At 60.5% G+C, this 21,315-nt stretch carries 21 protein-coding genes; 11 read left to right on the top strand and 10 right to left on the bottom strand.

Annotation, left to right across the window (positions count from 1 at the left end):
• Positions 1–77: 77 nt before the first annotated feature.
• A complete protein-coding gene (locus tag Q0908_RS14230; protein WP_299285703.1) occupies positions 78–296 on the bottom strand; it encodes a hypothetical protein in 219 nt (72 codons plus the stop codon).
• 153 nt (positions 297–449) lie between these two features.
• A complete protein-coding gene (locus tag Q0908_RS14225) occupies positions 450–641 on the bottom strand; it encodes a hypothetical protein (protein WP_299285700.1) in 192 nt (63 codons plus the stop codon).
• 131 nt (positions 642–772) lie between these two features.
• On the opposite strand from Q0908_RS14225, the gene Q0908_RS14220 reads away from it, so the two are divergent.
• Complete coding sequence (locus Q0908_RS14220) at positions 773–976, top strand: hypothetical protein (protein ID WP_299285697.1); 204 nt, start codon at positions 773–775, stop codon at positions 974–976.
• 20 nt (positions 977–996) lie between these two features.
• On the opposite strand, the gene Q0908_RS14215 is transcribed toward Q0908_RS14220, so the two are convergent.
• Entirely contained in the window at positions 997–2,241 is a 1,245-nt protein-coding gene (locus Q0908_RS14215; RefSeq protein WP_299285694.1) for a sarcosine oxidase subunit beta family protein, read from the bottom strand.
• Between the two features lie 224 nt (positions 2,242–2,465).
• On the opposite strand from Q0908_RS14215, the gene ccmI reads away from it, so the two are divergent.
• Genes ccmI through Q0908_RS14200 form a run of 3 tightly spaced genes read left to right on the top strand, consistent with a single transcriptional unit; the run spans position 2,466 to position 4,395 of the window.
• Positions 2,466–3,683: a c-type cytochrome biogenesis protein CcmI gene (gene ccmI / locus Q0908_RS14210; protein ID WP_299285690.1), complete on the top strand. Its 1,218-nt coding sequence runs from the start codon at positions 2,466–2,468 to the stop codon at positions 3,681–3,683.
• Positions 3,680–4,156 (top strand): Holliday junction resolvase RuvX, encoded by a 477-nt coding sequence (gene ruvX / locus Q0908_RS14205; RefSeq protein ID WP_299285687.1) that lies wholly within the window; start codon positions 3,680–3,682, stop codon positions 4,154–4,156. The genes ccmI and ruvX overlap by 4 nt, the downstream gene beginning before the upstream one ends.
• Positions 4,153–4,395: a DUF1289 domain-containing protein gene (locus tag Q0908_RS14200; RefSeq protein WP_299285684.1), complete on the top strand. Its 243-nt coding sequence runs from the start codon at positions 4,153–4,155 to the stop codon at positions 4,393–4,395. The genes ruvX and Q0908_RS14200 overlap by 4 nt, the downstream gene beginning before the upstream one ends.
• On the opposite strand, the gene Q0908_RS14195 is transcribed toward Q0908_RS14200, so the two are convergent.
• From Q0908_RS14195 to Q0908_RS14180, 4 genes are all read right to left on the bottom strand, one after another.
• Complete coding sequence (locus tag Q0908_RS14195) at positions 4,392–5,126, bottom strand: hypothetical protein (RefSeq protein ID WP_299285681.1); 735 nt, start codon at positions 5,124–5,126, stop codon at positions 4,392–4,394. The genes Q0908_RS14200 and Q0908_RS14195 overlap by 4 nt on opposite strands.
• Positions 5,123–5,944 (bottom strand): sulfite exporter TauE/SafE family protein, encoded by an 822-nt coding sequence (locus tag Q0908_RS14190; RefSeq protein WP_299285678.1) that lies wholly within the window; start codon positions 5,942–5,944, stop codon positions 5,123–5,125. Before Q0908_RS14190 ends, Q0908_RS14195 begins: the two co-directional genes overlap by 4 nt.
• A 45-nt stretch (positions 5,945–5,989) precedes the next feature.
• Positions 5,990–7,000, bottom strand: a complete 1,011-nt coding sequence (gene dusA / locus Q0908_RS14185; protein ID WP_299285675.1) for a tRNA dihydrouridine(20/20a) synthase DusA — start codon at positions 6,998–7,000, stop codon at positions 5,990–5,992.
• Between the two features lie 538 nt (positions 7,001–7,538).
• On the bottom strand, positions 7,539–8,651 hold the full coding sequence (locus tag Q0908_RS14180; protein WP_299285672.1) for an FAD-binding oxidoreductase: 1,113 nt from the start codon (positions 8,649–8,651) through the stop codon (positions 7,539–7,541).
• A 215-nt stretch (positions 8,652–8,866) separates the two neighbouring features.
• On the opposite strand from Q0908_RS14180, the gene Q0908_RS14175 reads away from it, so the two are divergent.
• Genes Q0908_RS14175 through Q0908_RS14145 form a run of 7 tightly spaced genes read left to right on the top strand, consistent with a single transcriptional unit; the run spans position 8,867 to position 16,624 of the window.
• A complete protein-coding gene (locus tag Q0908_RS14175; protein ID WP_299285669.1) occupies positions 8,867–9,766 on the top strand; it encodes a MurR/RpiR family transcriptional regulator in 900 nt (299 codons plus the stop codon).
• 42 nt (positions 9,767–9,808) lie between these two features.
• On the top strand, positions 9,809–11,392 hold the full coding sequence (locus tag Q0908_RS14170) for an ABC transporter substrate-binding protein (RefSeq protein WP_299285666.1): 1,584 nt from the start codon (positions 9,809–9,811) through the stop codon (positions 11,390–11,392).
• Positions 11,393–11,431: 39 nt separating this feature from the next.
• Entirely contained in the window at positions 11,432–12,358 is a 927-nt protein-coding gene (locus tag Q0908_RS14165) for an ABC transporter permease (RefSeq protein ID WP_299285662.1), read from the top strand.
• Positions 12,358–13,203 carry an ABC transporter permease gene (locus Q0908_RS14160; protein ID WP_299285659.1) on the top strand — a complete coding sequence of 282 codons (846 nt, stop codon included), beginning with the start codon at positions 12,358–12,360 and terminating at the stop codon, positions 13,201–13,203. Before Q0908_RS14165 ends, Q0908_RS14160 begins: the two co-directional genes overlap by 1 nt.
• A gap of 1 nt (position 13,204) precedes the next feature.
• Positions 13,205–14,155: an ABC transporter ATP-binding protein gene (locus Q0908_RS14155; protein ID WP_299285656.1), complete on the top strand. Its 951-nt coding sequence runs from the start codon at positions 13,205–13,207 to the stop codon at positions 14,153–14,155.
• Entirely contained in the window at positions 14,155–15,141 is a 987-nt protein-coding gene (locus Q0908_RS14150) for an ABC transporter ATP-binding protein (protein WP_299285653.1), read from the top strand. Before Q0908_RS14155 ends, Q0908_RS14150 begins: the two co-directional genes overlap by 1 nt.
• Before the next feature lie 7 nt (positions 15,142–15,148).
• Positions 15,149–16,624 (top strand): M81 family metallopeptidase, encoded by a 1,476-nt coding sequence (locus Q0908_RS14145; protein WP_299285650.1) that lies wholly within the window; start codon positions 15,149–15,151, stop codon positions 16,622–16,624.
• An 801-nt stretch (positions 16,625–17,425) separates the two neighbouring features.
• Here Q0908_RS14145 and Q0908_RS14140 read toward each other — a convergent pair.
• Genes Q0908_RS14140 through Q0908_RS14130 form a run of 3 tightly spaced genes read right to left on the bottom strand, consistent with a single transcriptional unit; the run spans position 17,426 to position 21,224 of the window.
• A complete protein-coding gene (locus Q0908_RS14140) occupies positions 17,426–18,610 on the bottom strand; it encodes a pyridoxal phosphate-dependent aminotransferase (protein ID WP_299285647.1) in 1,185 nt (394 codons plus the stop codon).
• 8 nt (positions 18,611–18,618) lie between these two features.
• Positions 18,619–19,809 carry a saccharopine dehydrogenase C-terminal domain-containing protein gene (locus tag Q0908_RS14135; RefSeq protein WP_299285644.1) on the bottom strand — a complete coding sequence of 397 codons (1,191 nt, stop codon included), beginning with the start codon at positions 19,807–19,809 and terminating at the stop codon, positions 18,619–18,621.
• Complete coding sequence (locus tag Q0908_RS14130; RefSeq protein WP_299285641.1) at positions 19,722–21,224, bottom strand: aldehyde dehydrogenase family protein; 1,503 nt, start codon at positions 21,222–21,224, stop codon at positions 19,722–19,724. Before Q0908_RS14130 ends, Q0908_RS14135 begins: the two co-directional genes overlap by 88 nt.
• Between the last annotated feature and the right edge of the window lie 91 nt (positions 21,225–21,315).

Raw genomic sequence — 21,315 nt, 5'->3', positions numbered from 1 at the left:
CGATCAAAGGCCCAGACACACAAAAAGCGGACGTCGTGAGACGCCCGCCTGATGCAGCCTTGGGAGGGGTGGCTAGGTTATTCTGTTGGTGCGACTGTACCTTCTGTTGCGGGTGCAACTTCGGTCGCGGGTGCAATGGCGTCCTGGCCAGCAGTCCCGCCAGTCGATCCACCGCCGATGGATCCGACCAAAGCCAGGATCGCGACGACACCGACAATGAGTGCAAAGGCGATAAGCAGGCCGCGCCCACTGACGCCATCACCGCGGTGTAGGTTGGGGTTTGGATAGTCTGACATGTTGTAGCCTCCATTGAATGGATGCTCAGAACATCAGATTTGGGCGATGTCTCAACCCGCGGGGGGCCTGGCCGCGCATTTCGGCCAAGCCCAGCCAATTTCGCGACATCCAGGCGGCTGCGTCCCGCCGGATATCGCCGATATGACCTGTATTCAGTCGCCTGAGGTGGCTTCTTCGACTGCTGCGCCTGCACCTTCAACGCTGATGGTAAGCTCGTCCCCGCCGGTGTCGCCGGAGTAAACCATGTAGACAAGCCCCGCCACAACGACGACCAAAGCGCCGACGATGAAAGCCAGAAATCCGTTGCCACTGGATGTGTTATGTTGCGATGTGTGGTCAGCCATTTTACTGTCCCCTTCTGTGTTTCGATTACACAGATAACGTCGCGTGGCCTTGATTGGTTCCTCGACCGGCCTTGGCCTGCGCCCCACGTTTCGGTTAGGCTGCAGTCAACTTTGATCGACAGGAGCGGGTGATGAGCAAGGAAATGGGTGCCATTCTGGTCTTTGGCGCGATCATCGTGGGCGCGATCGTGATGTTCGTGCTGGAACAGCGCGCCGCAGCCCGCCGCAAGGAGGCCCGAGGGGGTCGCGAGATCGACGTCAGCGACCTGATCGCCTTCGGCTCGGCGGCGGGTGAAGGCACCAGGACCGCCCCCCCCAACACCCCTAAACGCTGATCTGATCGGCGCGGCGCACATCAATGCGCCACCCCTGCCGCGACGGACTCGTCGATAAACTTACCGGCGCGGAACCGGTTCATGTCGAATTCCTCGGTCAGCGGCGAATGCCCCTTGGCGATCAGCTCGGCCATGGCCCAGCCCGAGCCCGGGATCGCCTTGAACCCGCCGGTCCCCCAGCCACAGTTCATGAACATCCCCTCGACCGGGGTTTTGGACAGGATTGGCGAGCGGTCCCCCGTCACATCCACGATCCCACCCCATTGCCGCAGCATCTTGAGGCGCGATAACATCGGGAAGGTTTCGATCAGCGCGCGCACCGTTTCCTCGATATGGTGGAAGGAGCCGCGTTGGGTGTAGTTGTTATACCCGTCCGTGCCGCCCCCGATCACCATCTCGCCCTTGTCGGACTGGCTCATGTAGCCATGAACGGTGTTGGCCATCACGACCACGTCCATGCAGGGTTTGATCGGTTCGGACACCAGCGCCTGAAGGGCCACGGACTCGATGGGCAGACGGAAGCCCGCCATATCGGCCAGATGCCCTGAATGGCCCGCGACCACGACACCCAGCTTGTCGCAATCGATCGCACCCTTGCTGGTGTCCACGCCCACGACCTTGCCGCCTTCGCGGCGCACGCCCGTCACTTCGCATTTCTGGATCACGTCCATGCCCATGTCCGAGCAGGCCCGCGCATAGCCCCACGCCACCGCGTCATGGCGCGCCGTCCCCCCGCGCGGCTGCCACAGCGCGCCAAGCACGGGATAGCGCGGCCCGTTGATGTCGATGATCGGGCAGAGCTCCTTGACCTTTTCGGGGCCAATAAATTCGGTCGAAACCCCTTGCAGCGCGTTGGCGTGCGCCGTGCGCTGATAGCCACGGATTTCATGCTGGGTCTGGGCCAGCATCATCACGCCGCGCGGAGAGAACATGACGTTGTAGTTCAGGTCCTGAGACATGGTTTCGTAAAGCGAGCGCGACTTTTCGTAGATCGCCGCCGACGGGTCCTGCAGGTAATTCGAGCGGATGATCGTCGTGTTGCGCCCCGTATTGCCCCCACCGAGCCAGCCTTTTTCAAGGATGGCGACGTTGGTGATCCCGTAATTCTTACCCAGGTAATAGGCCGTGGCCAGCCCATGCCCGCCTGCGCCCACGATAATCACATCGTATTTCTTTTTCGGCTCGGGCGCACGCCATGCGCGTTCCCAGCCAGTGTGGTAGCGCACCGCTTCACGCGCGATCGCAAAGGCAGAATAACGTTTCATAACGCGGCAGGCTCCGGCACTGGAATCGATGACAATCGGTGCGTTTGTAATGACGCCTCAGGCAAAGGAAAAGGATTGTGGCGGCGGCACTTCTTGGCAGTTTTGCGACACGTATTGGCACCCAACTCACGACAAGCTGACCAGAGCCAAAGCGCGGCGCGCCGCTTTGGCTCTTTTGCTGGTCCCATCAAGCCGTTACATGGGCTGAGGAGCAAAGGCAGGGCATGACGATTTTCTGGATCATTACGGCTGTTTTGACGGTGCTGGTCGTGGCCAGTCTGGCCCGCGCGATCCTGCGCGGAGTCGAGGCCGAGCGCCCGCCAGCGGCCTATGATCTGGATGTCTACCGGGACCAGTTGAAAGAGGTCGAGCGTGATCTGAGCCGGGGCGTTGTGTCGGCCGAGGATGCCGAACGCGCGCGCACCGAAGTGTCGCGTCGTATTCTGGCCGCCGACGCCGCGATGCAGGCCCACGCTGACGCGCCGCGCCGTTCGGGCGGAGGCATTCTGATTGGAGTGCTAGCGGCGGGAGTGATCGCCAGCGCCTACGCGATCTATCTGCAATTGGGTGCGCCGGGATATGGTGATCTTGCGCTCGCTGACCGGATCGAAAACGCCGAATTGGCCCGCAATCAACGCCCCGACCAAACCACCGCCGAAGCCGGTTTGCCCGACACGCCCCCGGTTGATGTCGAACCTGATTTCGTGGCCTTGGTCGAACGCCTGCGCACCGCTGTGGCCACCCGGCCCGACGACATCCAAGGCATCGAATTGCTCAGCCAGTCCGAGGCCCGCCTCGGTAACTTTGCCGCCGCCCATGCCGCCAAGGCGCAGGCGATTGCAGCCAAGGGGGACGAGGCCACTGCTCAGGATTTTTCGGAATATGCCGACCTGCTAATCCTGGCCGCCGGGGGCTATGTGTCGCCCGAGGCCGAGCAGATACTCGAGCGCACCTTGGCGATGGACCCCGCCGATGGGCCTGCGCGCTATTATTTCGGCGTGATGATGTCCCAGACCGGGCGGCCTGACACTGCGCTGCGGGTGTGGGATCAATTGCTGCGCGAGGGGCCACCGGATGCCCCCTGGATCGCCCCCATCAGTGCCCAGATCGACGAGATGGCCGCGCGCGCCGGTGTGAACTACGCACGCCCTACCATCGGCACCGGGCGTGGGCCGTCCGCTGCGGATATCGAGGCCGCAGGCGACATGAGCCCGGCTGAGCGGCTTGAGATGATCCAGGGCATGGTGAGCGGCCTCAGCGACCGGCTGGCCACCCAAGGGGGCCCGGTCGAGGATTGGGCGCAGTTGATTTCCGCCCTCGGCGTGGTTGGCCAGATGGATCAGGCTGCGGCCATCTTCGCCAATGCCCAAGAGGTGTTTGGCGATGATCCCACGGCGATGGACACGCTCAACCGCGCCGCCGACCGTGTAGGTCTGCAATGATAACGGATGACACCCACGCCTTTGTGGCCGCCCTGCCCCCCATGCGCGCGCTGATGGGGCTGGATCTGGGCGACAAGACCATCGGGGTGGCCGTATCGGACACGTTTCAGTCCGTCGCGACTCCTCTGGAAACGGTGCGGCGCAAGAAATTCGGGCTGGATGCCGCCCGCTTGCAGGCGCTGATCGCCGAACGGTCGGTGGGGGGCCTCGTTCTTGGTCTGCCCCGCAACATGGACGGCTCCGAAGGGCCGCGCTGTCAGTCCACCCGCGCCTTTGCCCGCAATTTCGAAAAGCTCTGGGACGGCCCAATCACCTTCTGGGACGAACGCCTGTCCACCGTGGCGGCGGAAAAAGCACTGCTTGAGGCGGATACGACCCGCAGACGTCGCGCAGAGGTGATTGATCACGTCGCTGCAGGCTATATCCTGCAAGGGCTGCTGGACCGGCTGGCAGTGATCAAGAGGCAGGCATGAGCGACATTCCCCAAAACCTCGTCTGGCGGCGCAACGAGATCGAAAGCCCCTGCGTGCAGATCTGCGTGATCCACCCCGAGACGCGGCTGTGTACAGGCTGCGCACGCTCGATTGACGAGATCGGGGCATGGAGCCGGATGAACGCCGACGAGCGCCGCGCCATCATGGATGAATTGCCGACCCGCACGCCCGCACCCACAGGACGGCGTGGGGGGCGTGCCGCGCGCCTGAAACGCTAGGGTGCCAGCCAGTCGGCTGGATCATCGAATTCCGGTCTGAAAAACGCGATCGTGCGTTCCGGCCCGTCCGGCCCGTCCCAAGGTGCTGTGCCGTGTAGCGCAAAGCGGTGGATGAGGAAGGATTGTCCGGGCGTCGCCGTGATGGGCACCGGTTCGATCTGCGCAAACACCTCTTTGCGGGCGGCGTGGTAGGCGTCCGTCAGGTCCACCTCGCCCACCTCGCGCCCCGCAATGGTATCCGCGATTGCGGCTTGCATGATTACATGGCTGCCGGGCCAGATCACCGTGGGGGCCTGCGGTGCGAGGTTCAGTGGAAGTCCAAGAATGTAGGCGTGAAACTCGCGCGCGTACCGACGACGCTCCGGCCCGTCGGGCAGTAAGCCATCCACATGCGCGGCATGGCGTTTGATCCGGTAGGCGTGGTTTGCGTCGCTCTGATCCGGGTCCTGTTGGGGATAGCCGGGATAGATGATGGACAGTTGGGCGGCGTGGTGATGCAGGAGCGGGACGTGATCCTCCCACGGGCCGCGCAGCGGCACGCCCTCAATGGCCCCGATTACATCGTTCGGCAAGGCGTCCACGCCTACGAACCACGTATCACCATGACGCAGATTGGCTGCCTGCTTGGCGGGATCGGCGGCGATCTGGCGGGCCACACGCGCCGCGGCCTGTGCCCACCGCGCGACGGATGGCTCCGCGTCGAAGACAACGAACCCGTCCCGCCCGATCATCCGATCAGCGCGCGGCGCAACATGTTGAGCGCCACCAGCACCAGAAACACCGCAAACACCCGCTTGAGCGGGCCGGGATCCATCGCATGCGCCAGTTTTACCCCCCATGGCGTCGTGATCAGCGTCATCGCGATGACAACGACAAAGGCGGGTAAGTTGACCGCACCGATGGTGAAGGGCGGCACCGGTCCCGCGACATCGACCAACAAAAAGCCGATGACCGAGGGCACCGCAATCAGCACGCCGAACCCTGCCGCTGTCGCGACCGCGCGGTGGATCGGCATGTTGAACAGGGTCATGAGTGGCACGCCGAAACTGCCGCCACCGATCCCCATCAAGACGGACAGAAAGCCCATACTCGGCGACAAAGCTGCGCGCCCTGCCCCGGTCGGCATCGCCTGCCCGAACCGCCAGCTTGCGCGCCCGAAACCCATGTAAAGCCCAACAATAAGTGCCAGCACACCAAAGATCGCCTGCAACGTGGTCGAGCGCAGTTGCGCAACGACCAGCATCCCCAAAACCGCCCCGATCACGATCCCCGGTGCCCATGTGCGCAGCACGTCCAAATCCACCGCGCCCTTTTTGTGATGGCCCAGAACCGAGCGCACCGAGGTCACGATAATGGTCGCAAGCGAGGTCGCCAGACACATCTGCATGAGGTCAGGCCCGCCATAGCCAAGCGTCTGAAAGGCATAGAAAAAGGCAGGAACCAAGACGATCCCGCCACCCACACCCAAAAGGCCCGCAAGTACGCCTGCGAACGCACCGATCACGGCCAGAACAACCAGCATTTGAATCAATAAGACAGTCTCAGGCATGGTGCGCGTCCCAGATTGCACCCCCGAACCGGGGCGTGCGACCTGCTACACCGCTTTTGCGGTCTCGGCCAGAGCACTTACATGGGTCACGGCCTGCTCGACCAGGTCGGGACCTGCGCCGGGGCGGGTTGCGCCTTCGCTGAGGGTACGTCGCCAGCCACGCGCACCGGGGCGGCCCGCGAACAGCCCAAGCATATGCCGGGTGATCTGATGCAGGCGCCCGCCCGCGCTCAGATGCGCCTCGATGTAGGGGAGCATGGCCGCCACCGCGTCCTCGCCCGTGCGATCCGGGCCATTGCCAAAGATGCGCCGATCCGCCTGCCCCAGAATATCCGTGGGCTGGTGATAAGCGGCGCGGCCCACCATCACACCGTCAAGGCCGCTCTCAAGCAATTTCTCAGCCTCATCAATGGTTTCGACGCCACCGTTGATAGAGATATGTAGGTTGGGAAACAGCCCTTTCATCCGCATGACCAGATCATAATCGAGCGGCGGGATATCGCGATTTTCCTTCGGGGACAGCCCCTTGAGCCACGCTTTGCGCGCATGGATCGTGACGCGTTCGCAGCCTGCGGCGACGATCTGCGACAGGAATTCGGGCAGCACGATTTCGGGGTCCTGATCATCCACACCAATGCGACATTTGACGGTGACGGGCACGTCGACCACATCGCGCATCGCCCGCAAACAGGTGGCCACGAGGCTCGGCTGACGCATCAGAACGGCGCCAAAAGTGCCCGATTGCACGCGGTCGGACGGGCAACCGCAGTTCAGATTGATCTCGTCATATCCCGCATCCGCGCCAAGACGCGCAGCCTGCGCCAACTCCCGCGGGTCAGAGCCGCCAAGTTGCAGCGCCACCGGGTGTTCGTCCGGGTGATGGTCCAGCAAATGCACTGCCCCACCGCGCACCAACGCCGGGGCCGTCACCATTTCGGTATAGAGCAAGGCCCGCCCGCTGAGCTGGCGGTGCAGGTAGCGGCAGTGGCGGTCGGTCCAGTCCATCATGGGCGCGACGGACAGGCGCGCTGACTCGGTGGCTGCGTTCAGGGGCATTCAGCGATCTCCTTGGGGCCGCCAGCATTCGCGACGAACCCGCTGTGCACACCATACGCACACTTCACCAGGTCTGCCACCTTGCCCCGTGCAAAAGCAGGTAGAAGGCGGTATTTGGGCGGGCCTGGCAGCTGCCCAGTCTCACGATATCGTAAAGTCGAGTTTCAACGCTGAGCGATGATTATCACCGAGTTGCTCTGAGAAGCCGACATGGTTGCAGAACGCGGCCAAGGTCCGAAAAGAGATCAAACTGACCGATGCTTCAAACCGCGCCGGCAGCTGAATTCCGTGGAAAGCTGCCATTGACAGATCCAGAAGCGGCCCACCGTGGGCTCCTGTCAGGAAAGCAACCGTGGCACCGCAGCTTCCAAAAAAGCGCGCTGGTCGACGCCGAAGCCTCGCCATGCTGTGGGCGGTCGGAAAACGCCGCGTAGCCAACGGCCTTTGAGACTGCAATGGCGTCTTGAATGGGCCGGGAGCGGTAGCTTCGAGTTGGCAAGTCGAAAGACGACGCGATCACTGATCCAGACTGCGCCACCTATAAGCGCGCTGGCGAGATTGCGCTTTGGGACACGCCGCGCTTTTCGAAATCGTCCGGCAGGCGGTTGTGTTGGATAAGGGACCTGGATGCCTTCGCCAGCGCCGGTCCCATCATGATTCCATAGCCACCCTGCGCAGCGAGCCAGAAGAAGTCGTCTAGCGCACCATCGAATCCCACGACCGGGGCACCGTCGGACACGAACGTCCGAAGTCCGGCCCAACTGTGTTCTATGCGGCGCACGTCGATGATGGTGTGGCGCTGGAGCCAATCGGCGGCCAGGGCGATGTCGAGTTCTTCGGGTTGCGCGTCTTGGGGGTCGGTCGGTGTTTCGTCGCCGAACGACGCCATGATGCGCCCGGCCTCGGGCTTGAAGTACGCCTCCGAACCGGCCATGTCGACGGCGGAGAGCGAGTTGATCTTAATATCCACGGGGGCGTCGGCGACAATTGCGCTTCGACGCTTCGGGACCAGCCCGAGCGTCCGGGCGCCTGCCATCGCTCCGATTTGATCTGCCCAGGCGCCCGCGGCGTTGATCACGATGGTGCCCTGAATTGTACTGCCGCCAACGTCGATGTCCCACTGCCCAGCATGGCGAACAATCGTTCGGACGCGCGCATTGCAAAAGAGCTGTCCGCCCAAAGACTTGAAGCCGCGCAAGTAGGCTTGATGGAGCGCGTCCACATCGATGTCCATCACGCCCGGCTCATAGGCCGCCGCAGCGACCACTTCAGGACGCAGAAGCGGCACAAGCGCCAGAGCCTTAGTTGCCGAAAAATGGTGAACAGGCGCCTCATCCGCAGCGGTTGCGACGATCGTATCAAGGCAGGCCTCTTGCCCCGGCCCGGCAATCGTCAGTAAGCCACGTGGTGTCAGCAGCGGGTGATTGGCGAAGCCGCTTGGAGGATCGCGGAGGAACGGACTGCTGCCCGCATTGATCGCACGTACAACAGCGCTTCCGTAATTGGGGGTGAAAAGCGCCGCCGAACGGCCCGTGCTGTGATAGCCGGCCCGAGACTCCGCCTCGATCAACGCGACGGATCCAATTTGAGCCAGTTCGAAGGCCACTGAGGCACCAGCAATCCCGGCGCCGATGACAGCATAATCGTACATAGTATCGACCCGCCTTTCCATTTCAGCCGGTCAAGTGGCCCATCGCCCCTTCGAGACATGACCAGCGGAACGGGATGTTACGGCATCGTGCCGTCACCAAATGCCTGATTGGCAACCGGTAACAGATGGGGATCACAAAGGCTGCAATTAAAATTAAACATTTTGACAAAATGTTAGAAAACTTTCATTGATACTGCCGAGGGGGGTAATTTGGTATGACCGCATCCGTTCGCGAACGATTGACGACAAGTCTGGCCACCGCTTCGAAAGCCGACCGAATTCTGGCAAACTTCATGCTTTCGGAACTGTCGAGCCTTCCGTTTGAAACGGCGGCCAGCCTTGCGGCGAAAGTCGACGTCAGCGAGCCGACGGTCGGTCGGTTCTGCAGAACCTTGGGCTACAAGAGTTTCAAGGACCTGAAAGACCATCTGAAGCAGGACATTGGCCAGCAACCCTGGCTGGTCAGCGACAGGCTTCGGGAACTGCGCGAGCGGGCCGCCGCGGGCGAGGATCAGCTTGCGGCCGGGCTCGAGCTTGAAATCTCGGCCCTGGTTTCGATTTACGAACTGGCGCGGACGCCGGAATGGACCCGTGTCGTGAAGCGATTGGCGTCCACGCCCAATGTCTATGCGGTCGGGTTCCAGACAGAACGGGGAATGGCGCAGATACTGGTCAATCAGTTGCAATACCTGCGCGATGGCGTGCGGATGCTGGACCTTGCCGGCGGCAGTTTTGCCGAAGTGCTGGTATCGGACCCCGCCCAGTCCTGCCTGGTCATTTTCGAGGCGCGCCGTTACTCGCGGTTGTCGCGTGACCTTGCGATTGAAGCAAAGAAGGTCGGAATTCCAGTGACACTGGTGACCGATCCTTTCTGCGATTGGGGTCGCGATCTTGTCGACGAGATGTTCGTCGTGCCCACCGAATTTAACCAATTCTGGGAGTCGACGGCCCAGATGGCAAGTCTGGCCAACCTGTTGGTCAACGGCGTTTTTCTGGAGCTCGGCCCAAAAGTCGAAGCGAGAATGGAAATCGTCACGCAGCTCTACAGCCAGTTCACCGGCTACGTCGGCAAACCAGTCAACCGTACATCTCAGTCAGGGGGCAAACCGGCTTGACGCAGACCACCATTGATAACGATAACAATAAGGAATTCTGCAATGCGCTACATCTCCAAGACACGACTTCTCGCCAGCTCGATGCTGGTTTCAGCCAGCGTGTTCGGTCTTGCCCTTGCGGCCGAGGCCCAGGACGCGACATTCGTCGTTTCGGCACAGAACGTCGGCACGCCGAGCTATAACCCGATCAACGGCACCCGGCTGAACGATGCTATTACGTTGATCTTTGATCGCATGGTTATTCAGGACGCCGATCAGACCTTTCACGGCCAGCTTGCCACCGCGTGGGAATCGACAGCCGACGGCATGTCCTGGACGTTCAAACTGCGCGAGGGCGTGACATTTCACGACGGTGAGCCATTCAACGCGGAAACCATCGTTTGGTGGATCCCGCAATTTGCCGAAACCGAAAACGCGTTCATGACAGCCGCCATCGAAAGCGTCGAGGTGATCGACGATTTGACCGTCCGGTTCGTGATGGCGAACCCTGATCCAAACCTTTTGTCGAACATGTCATCGGGCTTCATGAGCATTCCCTCGCCCAAAGCATTTGATGCCCTGGGCGATGATTTTGGCGTGACCGCTGCAGTCGGCTCCGGGCCATTTAAACTGGAAAGCTTTACTGTTGGTCAGGAAACGGTGCTATCGGCAAACGAGGATTACGCCTGGGCGTCCGACCTGTCAGAGAACCAGGGCGCGCCCCATATCAAGACGCTGACATTCCGAGAAATTTCAGAAGATTCCACCGCCTTCCTCGAACTCAGCACGGGCGGTGTGGATCTGCTATATAGCGTGCCAACCGACTTCCTGCCGCGCCTTGAAAGCGAAGCGTCGGTTCAGGTCGGCACAATGCCGGGCACCGGTTTGTTCTATATTCCCATCAACACCACCGTTGAGCCGTTCACCGATATAAAGGTGCGCGAAGCCACCGCCTTTGCCATCAACCAGAAGGAAATTCTGGACAATCTCTATGGCGGCGTCGGTTCGGTCGCCAATACTTTTCTGATCGACTCGCTTCTGGCAGCAAACGTCGACCCGGCGTTGAGAATTTCCTACGATCCGGAGCGTTCCAACTCCATATTGGAAGACGCCGGCTGGATCATGGGCTCTGACGGTGTTCTGGAAAAGGACGGGGCCAAACTTCAGGTTGCGCTCTGGACCCAGAACGGGACGGAATTCAAGCGTGTGACCGAGGTGGTTCAAGCGCAGTTGAAGGCCGTCGGCATTGGAGCGGACATCACGGTCTTTGACAGTGCCACCATCAATGACCAGTACCGCAAGGGCACAGATCACCAGCTGGCAGTCCGCTCTTATTCCTGGGCCAACGCGGACATCATCGACTGGTTCTTTTCCGGTCAGCGCCTTGGTTATCCGAACGTGTCGATGTGGAACGACCCCAAGGCAGAGGAAATGAACATCGCCGCGATGAGCGGGTCACGTACCTGGGAAGAACGGGTCGCAAACTTCACGACCTACCATGAGTATGTCCTGAGCCAGTACGTCTTCGCGCCGATCTATCAGCCCGTCCAGATCTACGCCTATGACAAGGATGCCATTTCCGTGCCCGAGGCTATTCGGGGAACGCGTCTGCAAAGCCAGACCGTGGTCGACATCACGGTCAACTGAACCGCGCTCCACTGCAACGCATAGGAACGAGGCACCGGAATGATCAGCTTTTTCATCAAGCGGCTCTTGCTGCTCATTCCGGTCTTCCTTGCCGTGTCACTGGTTATCTTTATGATCGTGCACCTGGTTCCGGGCGATCCGATCGACAATCTTGTCCAGATCAATTCCTCGCCCGAGCAAAAGGCGGCGCTGGCGGCCAAGTACGGGTTGGACAAACCACTCTACCAGCAATACGCGATCTGGCTTGGAAATGCCCTGACCGGCGATCTTGGTGACGCGATCATATTGCGGCGCCCGGTCTCGGATTTGATTGCGCAGAACCTGCCGCATTCACTGACGCTTGGCGCACTGGCACTTCTGTTTTCGACCGTGGTCGGCATCGCAGCGGGCGCGCTGGCTGCGATCTACAAGGACAGCTGGATCGACCGGGTGACGATGGCGCTGATCCTGCTCGGCTCAACTGTGCCGGGTTTCTGGCTTGGCTTGCTTCTCATCATGCTCTTTGCAGTGCAGCTTGGCTGGTTTCCGGTGTCGGGCGCGCGAAGCTGGGATGCGCTGGTCTTGCCGGTCCTGACCATTGGACTGGGCGGCGTGGCGCTTGTTGCGCGCGTGACGCGCGTCGCCATGATGGAAACGGCGCGCAAGGACTTTGTCATGATGCTGCACGCCAAGGGCGTGCCGCCGTGGCGAATTGAACTGCGCCATGTGCTGCGTCACGCGTTGCTGCCCGTGGTCACGATCCTGTCGCTGCGCATTGGCTGGATTCTTGGCGGTGCGGTTACCGTCGAATTCGTCTTTGCTCGCCCCGGTCTTGGCTCACTGCTGATTACATCGTTGAACCAGCGCGATTACCCGGTCGTTCAGGGCGCTCTTCTGATGCTCGCTGTTGCCGTGATGCTTGGCACATTGCTGGGCGACATCGTTCAAGCCGCGATGGATCCACGTGTGCGCGAAAGGATAGAATAATGACGGCTTTCGCCCCCATCAGGACGGCCATACGATCGCCACGCGGCGGCGTCTCTGCTGCTGTTTTGGTTCTTGTTGTGGCCTGCGCGCTGTTTGCCCCGCTGGTCGCGCCTTATGCTTACGACATCCAGAACCTGCCGGGCGCAAACACCGAGCCCGGCGCAGCCCACTGGATGGGCACCGATGAATTCGGGCGAGATCTGATGTCACGCATTATCTTTGGCGCGCGGACCTCGCTGTCCGTGGCTGTCACCGCGATTTCGATCTCGGTAGCTGCCGGGCTGACGCTGGGCGCGATGGCGGGCTATTTCGGCGGCTGGTTCGACCGAGCCGTCACCGCGGTCGTCGATCTGACCTGGTCTTTTCCCGAGATCCTGATCGCGCTGATCCTGATCGCCATTATCGGCCCCGGTCTGGAAAGCACGATGGTCGCCATCTCGATCGCCTATCTTGCGCAGTTCACGCGGCTGACGCGGGCGCAGATCATGGCGCTCAAGAATGAGACCTACGTGGAGGCAACGACAAACCTCGGCGCCGGGCATTTCCACATCATCTTTCGCCATCTTTTGCCAAACGCACTGACACCTGTGATCGTGGCCGGCATGCTGGCAACGGGAGATGCGATCATCCTGGAAGCCACGCTCGGCTTCTTCGGCCTTGGCGCCCAGCCGCCGACACCAAGCTGGGGGGCGATGATGTCGAGCGGGACGGCACAAATCTTCATTGCGCCCTGGATCATCATCTTTCCGGGTCTGGCCATCGCGATAACGGTCATCTCGATAAACCTGTTCGGTGACGCGTTGATAGAGGCGCTGGACATCCGCAACCGTCTGAGGAGCGTTTGATATGGCGCTTCTTTCGGTTCAGGGTATCTCGGTCTCTATCGGGGCCTTGAACCCCTTGGAGGGTATCACCTTTGACATCGACAAAGGTGAAATCCTGGGACTGGTCGGCGAATCCGGCTCTGGCAAGTCGCTGACGGCCATGTGCGTCATGGGATTGCTGCCACGCATCGGCGGCTCCATCACCAAAGGCTCCATCGTCTTTGACGGGCGCGATTTGATCGGACTTCCCGAGATCGAGTTGCGCCGATTGCGCGGCAAGCGCATCGCGCTGATCAGCCAGAACCCGATGACATCGCTGGATCCGATCATTCGCATCGGTGCGCAGATTGACCAGGTCTCAAACCTGCATCTGGGGTTAAGCGCCGAGGCGGCGAAGGCCCGCAGCCTTGAGTTGATCGCCCAGTTGCGCATTCCGGAACCCGCTGCGATCCATCGCGCCTATCCGCATCAGCTTTCAGGCGGCATGAAACAACGGATCGTTATCGCCATGGCGCTTGCCGCAGACCCTGACCTGATCGTTGCTGATGAGCCTACAACGGCTCTCGATGTCACCATCCAGGCCCAGATCATACAGATCATGGTCGAACTGGTCCGCGACCGCGGCCTTGCGCTCATGCTGATCACCCATGACATGGGCGTGGTGGCACAGGCCTGCGACCGCGTCGTTGTTCTCTATGCCGGTCGGGTCGCGGAAATGAACGGGATTGGCGAGATTTTTGCCGAACCGAAACACCCATACACGCGCGAACTCATTCGGTGCATTCCGCGGTTCGGGCAGGCACCAGGAAGCCTGAAGGGGATACCCGGCACCGTGCCAAGCATCGTCGATTATCCCGATGGCTGCCGCTTCAATCCGCGCTGCAGCAACGCTCAGGCACTTTGTCGCGACCAGGCCCCTGCACTTGAGCCCAAATCATCGGGTCTCGCGGCCTGCCATTTCAGCGAGGTTTGATGATGGATGCTTCGGTCCCACGCGACGACAGCCTTGTGACGATAACTGACCTGACCCGCGAGTTTTCATCCGGAGACGGTTTCATGAAGCCGCGCCGCACCATGCGCGCGGTCAATGACGTCTCGCTGGATGTCCCGCGGGGCAAGGTCACCGGTGTTGTCGGCGAAAGCGGATGCGGCAAGTCCACCTTGGCGCGTCTGGTTCTGCGTTTGCTGGAGGCCACCGAAGGGAAAGTGATCTTTGACGGCAAGGATCTGGCGACCCAGTCGCAGTCCGAGATGCGCAAACTGCGCCGTCAGATGCAAATGGTGTTCCAGGATCCGTATTCTGCCATCGACCCGCGCTATACGATCCGCCGCGCCTTGCTCGAACCCTTCAAAGTGCAGGGTGAGGCCAAGACGGCGGCAGAGGGTAAAGCGACAGTGGATGAGTTGATCTCCATGGTTGGTCTCAGCCCGCGCATGATGGACAGTTTCCCCCACCAGTTGTCTGGCGGTCAGAAGCAGCGCGTGGGGATCGCACGCGCACTGGCGCTGCGCCCATCGTTTCTTGTGCTCGACGAGCCGACCGCGTCCTTGGATGTCTCGATCCAGGCGCAAATCATCGACCTGTTGGAAAGCCTGAAGGAAGAGCTTGGGCTGACCTATCTTTTCATCAGCCACGATCTCAGCCTTGTTCGATATTTTTGCGACCGTGTTGTGGTGATGTACTTGGGACGCGTCATGGAGATTTTGCCGGGCGCTGAGACGCAGCCGCGACATCACTATGCCCATGCGCTTCTCGACAGTAATTTCGAGCCCGACCCGACCCGGCGCAAGATCGTCACGATGCTGGGCGGTGAGATACCAAGCCCCTTTGCGAAGATCCCCGGATGCGCTTTTGTAGCGCGTTGTCCTGCGGCCAGCGATATATGCAAGCGCGAACGTCCGCCCCTTACACGACTGGGCGACGGTCACATGATCGCCTGCCACAACCCGATGGATTGAATTGCAGATGAGCTTTCGCGTTCTGAGTGCAGAGATAAGTCACGAAACAAATACCTTCTCGATCCGCCCAACAGACCTTGCAGCGTTCAAGGGCCGGTACTTCCTTCTGGGTGAGGATGCCATCCGCGAACGAGGGCAGGCAAACACCGATCTTGCCGGGTTCCTTGATGTCGCACGCGACAGGGGATGGCGACTGACACATGCGGTCAGCACATCTGCGCCACCCGGCGGGCTGGTCACACCGGGCACATTCATGGCGCTGGCCGCGCCGGTCTTGACGCTTGCTCTTGCCCAGGACTTCGACGGTATCTTGCTTTCACTGCATGGCGCCATGGTGATTGACGGCGCCGAGGACGGTGAAGGGATGTTCCTTGCGCGGCTCAGGGAGGTGGTGGGCCCCGATGTTCCCATCGCTATCACGCTCGACCCGCACGCCAATGTCAGCCAGGAGATGTCAGACCTGGCCGACATCATCGTTTCCTACAGGACCTATCCCCATGTCGACATGCGCGACTGCGCCGTATTGGCAGGAGAGATACTTCATCGGACCATGTCGGGCGAAATTGCCCCGAAGACGCTGCGGGTTCATCGACCGATGCTTGAAGAAGTCAATGGCGGACGCACCGATGCCGGCCCGATGATCGAACGAAACGCGCGCGCCTTTGAGCATGAGCGGCTCCCTGATGCCTTCGCCGTCAGTATCAATGCGGGTTTTGGCAATGCCGATATTGCCGATGTCGGGCCAACGGTCCTTGTCACTTATCAGGGCGATCCTGCGCCACATGAAAGGCTTGCCAATGAGCTCGCCGACGACATCTGGGACCGGCGGTTCGAGGTTCTCAACGAGTATCTCAGCGTCGAAGCCGCCGCCGCACTTTGCGCGGACTACGGGGCCGAAAACGGCCCTATCGTCGTTGCCGATTATGCCGATAATCCCGGTGGGGGTGCGTATGGCGATGCGACTTCATTGCTTGCCGCGCTGCTGGCTGCAGGCGCCGGCAATGCATGCTTTGGGCCGTTGGTCGATCCGGAAGCAGTAGAGTTGTTAAGGACACAGACCGTCGGTCAGACCGTCACACTTGAAATTGGAGGCAAGACCGACCCCGACCGTGGCGGCGGGCCAATCACGGTGACGGGCACACTCAAGATGCTCAGCGATGGCAACTTTACTGGGACAGGCCCGATCCTTGGCGGCCTTCACCGAAGTTGGGGGCACACGGCCGTCCTCAGCGTGGCAAGAATCGATATCTTGATTGTAACCAACGCAACCCAGATGCTTGACCTAGCGCAATTCCGAACGTTTGGCATCGATCCCGCCGAAAAGGCTATCGTCGCCCTGAAGTCGATGCAGCACTTCCGCGCCGCCTTCGAGCCGATCTCTTCTCGTATTATCGTTTGCGATAGCGGCGCGCTTTGCACACCGGACCTCGCCAGACTGCCCTACCGCAATGTGCCGCGTCCGATCTTCCCACTCGACCGATAGGGAAGTGTTTGCCGCGCCACGGCCGCCACGTGGTGGCGCAGGGCAAGCCCGAGTTAACGGGGTGCCTTGATAGTCCGCTCACCCGTGTCGAGCAGTATGGGCTCGCACACGCTGGCAACGTCCGTTCCCCGCTCAATGCGTTTCTTACGAAAGTTGCGAAGTTCAACAAGCAGCCGCTAGAAACCGTGAACCGATATGATGCTTTGTCCGCGAAGCGGATGTGCATACCGCCAACTTCGTAGGGCTGCCTTCAGCCGGAGATACGACCCCTGCAAGCCGGCCATCTTCAAGTCCTCGTCCCTGGCGACCACCCAAGAGCATCAGAGAGACCAATCTATGCCTGCCGACCGAATTTCCTGCGACGCTACACAAAATCACGCGATCCAAACATGAACATTAGTTGCAAACGACGCCCTGCAACCTATTGAAATCATATCGAAATCCTTGCAATCCATCATCGGCGCAACGGACAGGTGCCAAGGCGAGACGCTCTGCGATCTTCTTTCCATTGCTGACCTTTACCGCAGGTTCAGCAATCCTGCCAGAGCGTCATTTAACCCCGCTTCCTACCCATCCGGGGCCGTTTTCGGAGGGGATACAAAACATGTTGCGACTGGCCGGCATGTCATCGCTCCCCCTTCCCTGTTTCTCTTTGGATGGTATTGCCCAAAGCGTAGGCGTAAACTTAGCCCCGTTCGGCTTTCACGGCTCGGGACGGTTTCGCCCATGGGTTTGCAACACCCCGTCACGTGCGCAGGTGCCGCCGCTATCCAAACTGGAGCGCCGATTGTCGATCTCACTTCACTTCGCAGCAAGCGCCGCGTCGTTCAGCCGATCAAGGCCATTCAGCAAGTCCGTTTCCCCATACGCGAAAGACATCCGAAAATGCCCGGGCATCCCGAAGGCGCGCCCTGGGACTAAAACAAGGCCCTCGGTCTCAAGCGCATGGCGGCAGAAATCCGCGTCATCGGAGAGAGACGTATTGGCAGAGATCAAGGCGGCGCAGGACGGAAAGACATAGAACGCACCGTCGGGTTCTGGGCATGTGATGCCGTCCACCGCGTTCAATCTGTCGATAACGATATCCCGGCGGGCGCGAAACGTGGCGCGCCGCGTATCGACATGGTCCGATGCCATCTCGAGCGCGGCCAACGCAGCGGCTTGGGAGATTGAGGACGCGCCGGACGTGATCTGGCCCTGCACCGTGGTCATCGCCTCAATCAAAGCGGGTGACCCGACACCCCAGCCAATGCGCCAACCGGTCATCGAATGCGCCTTTGAAACGCCGTTCACAACCAGAAGGCGGTCAGACAGTCCCAGCATTGCGGTCGCGCAGGAGGCAAAGGGCACATAGCAGATGTGTTCGTAAATCTCGTCCGACAACAGCCATACGTGCGGGTGGCGCAACAGGACCGTCTCGAGCGCGGCCAGTTCATCGGAGCTGTAAACCGCACCGGTCGGGTTTGATGGCGAATTCAGCATCACCCATCTGGTTCTGGGCGTGATCGCATTTTCCAACTGCGCAGGACTGATCTTGAACCCTTGAGACGCATCGCAATTGACGATGACGGGGGCACCCTCAAACAGCTGGACTGTGTCGACATAGGTCGACCAGTACGGGGCGGGAATGATGACTTCGTCGCCCGGGTTCAATGTCGCGGCAAAGGCATTTGCGATGACCTGTTTTGCCCCGGTGCTGACAATGACGTTTTCAGGGCCGTGATCGCCGTGCGCATGGCGCGCAATGGCGTCTCGCAATGCGGGCGTGCCTGCGGTTGGCGTATAGCGGGTGTCGCCCTTTTTCATCGCAATGATAGCGGCCTCGCAGATATGCGGTGGGGTCGGAAAGTCCGGCTCCCCCGTTGCGAAGGACAACACGTCATGGCCCGCAGCGCGCCGGCGGTTGGCCGCCTCGGACAACTGGACAATCTGGGAAAGCGCCATGCCCGAGATGCGGTCCGCTTTTGTAAACTTGGGTACGGACATCTGTTCGGTCATTGGCCGTACAGGCTCCCGGTGCGGGTTTTCAGAAAATCTTGCAAAGGGATCTCTTCCTGTTTGAGAAAACCCTGGTTGGGAAGTGTTCCGTCACGGACCATTTCGATGGTTGCGACGACCGATGCAGCCGTCGTCCAGGCAATCGCGGTGCGTTGCTTGCCTGCGACGTTCAAAGGCTTGTAACCACGAACAAATTCGCGCCGTTGCAGCCGACCATTCGCAGTACCTTCGGCAGCCACGTGAACATAGACGACATCATCTTCAACCGGTGGCTTGGCGTTGACGAGAATTTCGCCAGCCTCTTTGCGACGGTCGCGCATCAGCAGCTCATGGAAGAAGAAGTTCATTTGTGCGGCATGTCCCGGATAGCGCATCGTTTTGTAATCGATGTTGGCGACACGTCCCAGATAGGTGTCGCACATGGTCCCCAGCCCGCCCGACGTCGTAAACGCCTCAAGCCGAACGCCGTCGATGTAGATGTCTTCCAGCCATTCCATTGCCGAGACCCATTTCACCTCGTCATTCTCGATCACCTCGCAGTCGTTCAGATACTCGTTCACCACGCCTTCGGGCGACCAGTTGAACGCATATCCCATCAGCCCGGTCGGGTTTTGCGGCAATGCTCCGACGCGCATCTTGCAGCTGCGGCAGTCATCCAGCGATGCGATCAGGTCCGCTCCGACGATGCCCACAAAACCCGGAGCAAGACCGCATTGCGGGGCCATCAGCCCCTTCGACGTTTCGCTCAGGGCAATGATCGCCTTGGTGGTTGGCACGTCTTCGGTCAGGTCAAAGTAGTGGATACCCGCGTCATGCGCGATTTGCGCAAGCGCTGCGTTGAGGGTGAATGGCAAGCAGGACAGCACCGCATCCTGAGCCGCAAATTCCGTCGCCACTTGGCCGGTGTTGTTGAGATTAAGCGCCTTTATGCCAAATGGCATTGCGTCAGCGGATGGCTGCATGTCGATTCCGGTGACATCGAAGCCGGACTCGTGCAACAACTCGGCGGCAAGCGCGCCGACTTTTCCCAAACCCAAAACTGCAATTTTCTTCATGACTTTATATTTCCTGTGGACAGCATTGACGTGCATCCGATCCTTCAGATGTCGAACTTGATGCCTTGGGCAAGCGGCAGTTCGCGGGAATAGTTCACGGTATTTGTCTGGCGTCGCATGTAGGCCTTCCACGCGTCCGAGCCGCTTTCGCGACCGCCGCCAGTGTCCTTTTCGCCACCAAACGCGCCGCCGATTTCGGCACCCGATGGCCCGATGTTGACGTTTGCGATGCCACAGTCCGACCCTGTCGCGGACAGGAACGTCTCGGCCTCGCGGATGTCGGTCGTGAAGATACAGGATGAGAGGCCTTGCGGGACGTCGTTCTGCAGGGAAATCGCCTCGTCCAGGTCGGTGTATTTCACCGCATAGAGAATGGGCGCAAAGGTTTCGTGATGCATGATCGCTGACTGGCCCGGCATTTCGACAATCGCCGGTTTTACATAGGCCGCATCCGGATAGGTGTCTTGCTGGGCCTGACCGCCGCCATGGACCGTGCCGCCCTCGGCCTTTGCTTGTGTCAGGGAAGCCTCCATGGCCATCATCGCAGCGGTATCAATCAATGGACCAACCAATGTTGCTGCATCAAGCGGATCGCCAATAGGCAGGGTTTCGTAAGCCGCAATCAGACGGGGCACCAACTGGTCATAAACGTCTTCGTGCACGATCAGACGGCGCAGGGACGTACAGCGCTGGCCGGCGGTCCCGACGGCGGAAAAGACGATGGCCCGAAGCGCCATTTCCAGATCAGCGGACGGGGCGACGATCATCGCATTGTTTCCGCCCAGTTCCAGAATGGTCTTGCCAAGACGCTTGGACATATCCGCCGCCACCGCCTTGCCCATCGGCACCGACCCGGTTGCCGAAATGATCGCGACATCGGGTGAGGCCGTCAGCGCCTCGCCGATTTCGCGCGCGCCGATCAGGCACTGGACCAGACCGTCAGGGGCATCCGTGCCGAACCGTGCCATCGCGCGCTCACAGATGACCTGAACGGCCATCATCGTGAGCGGCGTTTTCTCGGATGGTTTGGCGATCACGGGATCGCCACACACAAGGGACAGAGCGGCGTTCCAGCACCACGGTGCCACGGGAAAATTGAACGCGGTGATCACGCCGCATGTGCCGGCGGGGTGCCATGTTTCGCGCATCGTGTGACCGGGGCGTTCGGAGGCGATGGTCAAGCCGTAAAGCTGGCGCGACAGACCAACTGCGAAATCGCAGATGTCGATCATTTCCTGCACCTCGCCCAGGCCTTCCTGATAGATCTTGCCACATTCCAAAGTCACAAGCCTGCCAAGGTTTTCTTTCTCGGCCCGCAACTCTTCGCCCAGAATGCGCACCAATTCGCCACGGCGCGGACCAGGGACCTGCCGCCACGCTTGAAAGGCCACTTTGGCTTTGGAAATGGCGGCCTGTGCCTCTGCCAGGCTGTGTGTTTTCACTTCGGCAATGACCGATCCGTCGACCGGCGTCGTCACTTTGAGCGTGCCACCCGTCACCTGATCAAAGGTCAGCCCGCAGGCGGAAAGGATAGATTGAAACGACATGTCGGTCTCCGGGATTGCTGTGCTTTTCCAAGACACTGCCAATCCGCATCCCCGGTGTGGCCCAGTAAATTGCCAGCAAACTGTCGAAATC

The sequence above is a fragment of the uncultured Tateyamaria sp. genome, from assembly GCF_947494755.1.
In the GTDB taxonomy this organism is placed as follows: domain Bacteria; phylum Pseudomonadota; class Alphaproteobacteria; order Rhodobacterales; family Rhodobacteraceae; genus Tateyamaria.
The sequence above is the reverse complement of the archived record's forward strand: the minus strand, read 5'-3'. Positions and strand labels throughout refer to the sequence as shown.

Bases quoted from the DNA above. Each gene is read 5' to 3' on its own strand.
- ruvX (WP_299285687.1), top strand. From the start codon at position 3,680: ATGATAACGGATGACACCCACGCCTTTGTGGCCGCCCTGCCCCCCATG.
- Q0908_RS14155 (WP_299285656.1), top strand. From the start codon at position 13,205: ATGGCGCTTCTTTCGGTTCAGGGTATCTCGGTCTCTATCGGGGCCTTG.
- Q0908_RS14150 (WP_299285653.1), top strand. From the start codon at position 14,155: ATGATGGATGCTTCGGTCCCACGCGACGACAGCCTTGTGACGATAACT.
- Q0908_RS14145 (WP_299285650.1), top strand. From the start codon at position 15,149: ATGAGCTTTCGCGTTCTGAGTGCAGAGATAAGTCACGAAACAAATACC.
- Q0908_RS14200 (WP_299285684.1), top strand. From the start codon at position 4,153: ATGAGCGACATTCCCCAAAACCTCGTCTGGCGGCGCAACGAGATCGAA.
- Q0908_RS14160 (WP_299285659.1), top strand. From the start codon at position 12,358: ATGACGGCTTTCGCCCCCATCAGGACGGCCATACGATCGCCACGCGGC.
- Q0908_RS14175 (WP_299285669.1), top strand. From the start codon at position 8,867: ATGACCGCATCCGTTCGCGAACGATTGACGACAAGTCTGGCCACCGCT.
- Q0908_RS14180 (WP_299285672.1), bottom strand. From the start codon at position 8,651: ATGTACGATTATGCTGTCATCGGCGCCGGGATTGCTGGTGCCTCAGTG.
- Q0908_RS14170 (WP_299285666.1), top strand. From the start codon at position 9,809: ATGCGCTACATCTCCAAGACACGACTTCTCGCCAGCTCGATGCTGGTT.
- Q0908_RS14220 (WP_299285697.1), top strand. From the start codon at position 773: ATGAGCAAGGAAATGGGTGCCATTCTGGTCTTTGGCGCGATCATCGTG.
- ccmI (WP_299285690.1), top strand. From the start codon at position 2,466: ATGACGATTTTCTGGATCATTACGGCTGTTTTGACGGTGCTGGTCGTG.
- Q0908_RS14230 (WP_299285703.1), bottom strand. From the start codon at position 296: ATGTCAGACTATCCAAACCCCAACCTACACCGCGGTGATGGCGTCAGT.
- Q0908_RS14190 (WP_299285678.1), bottom strand. From the start codon at position 5,944: ATGCCTGAGACTGTCTTATTGATTCAAATGCTGGTTGTTCTGGCCGTG.
- Q0908_RS14195 (WP_299285681.1), bottom strand. From the start codon at position 5,126: ATGATCGGGCGGGACGGGTTCGTTGTCTTCGACGCGGAGCCATCCGTC.
- Q0908_RS14165 (WP_299285662.1), top strand. From the start codon at position 11,432: ATGATCAGCTTTTTCATCAAGCGGCTCTTGCTGCTCATTCCGGTCTTC.
- Q0908_RS14140 (WP_299285647.1), bottom strand. From the start codon at position 18,610: ATGTCCGTACCCAAGTTTACAAAAGCGGACCGCATCTCGGGCATGGCG.
- Q0908_RS14130 (WP_299285641.1), bottom strand. From the start codon at position 21,224: ATGTCGTTTCAATCTATCCTTTCCGCCTGCGGGCTGACCTTTGATCAG.
- Q0908_RS14225 (WP_299285700.1), bottom strand. From the start codon at position 641: ATGGCTGACCACACATCGCAACATAACACATCCAGTGGCAACGGATTT.
- dusA (WP_299285675.1), bottom strand. From the start codon at position 7,000: ATGCCCCTGAACGCAGCCACCGAGTCAGCGCGCCTGTCCGTCGCGCCC.
- Q0908_RS14215 (WP_299285694.1), bottom strand. From the start codon at position 2,241: ATGAAACGTTATTCTGCCTTTGCGATCGCGCGTGAAGCGGTGCGCTAC.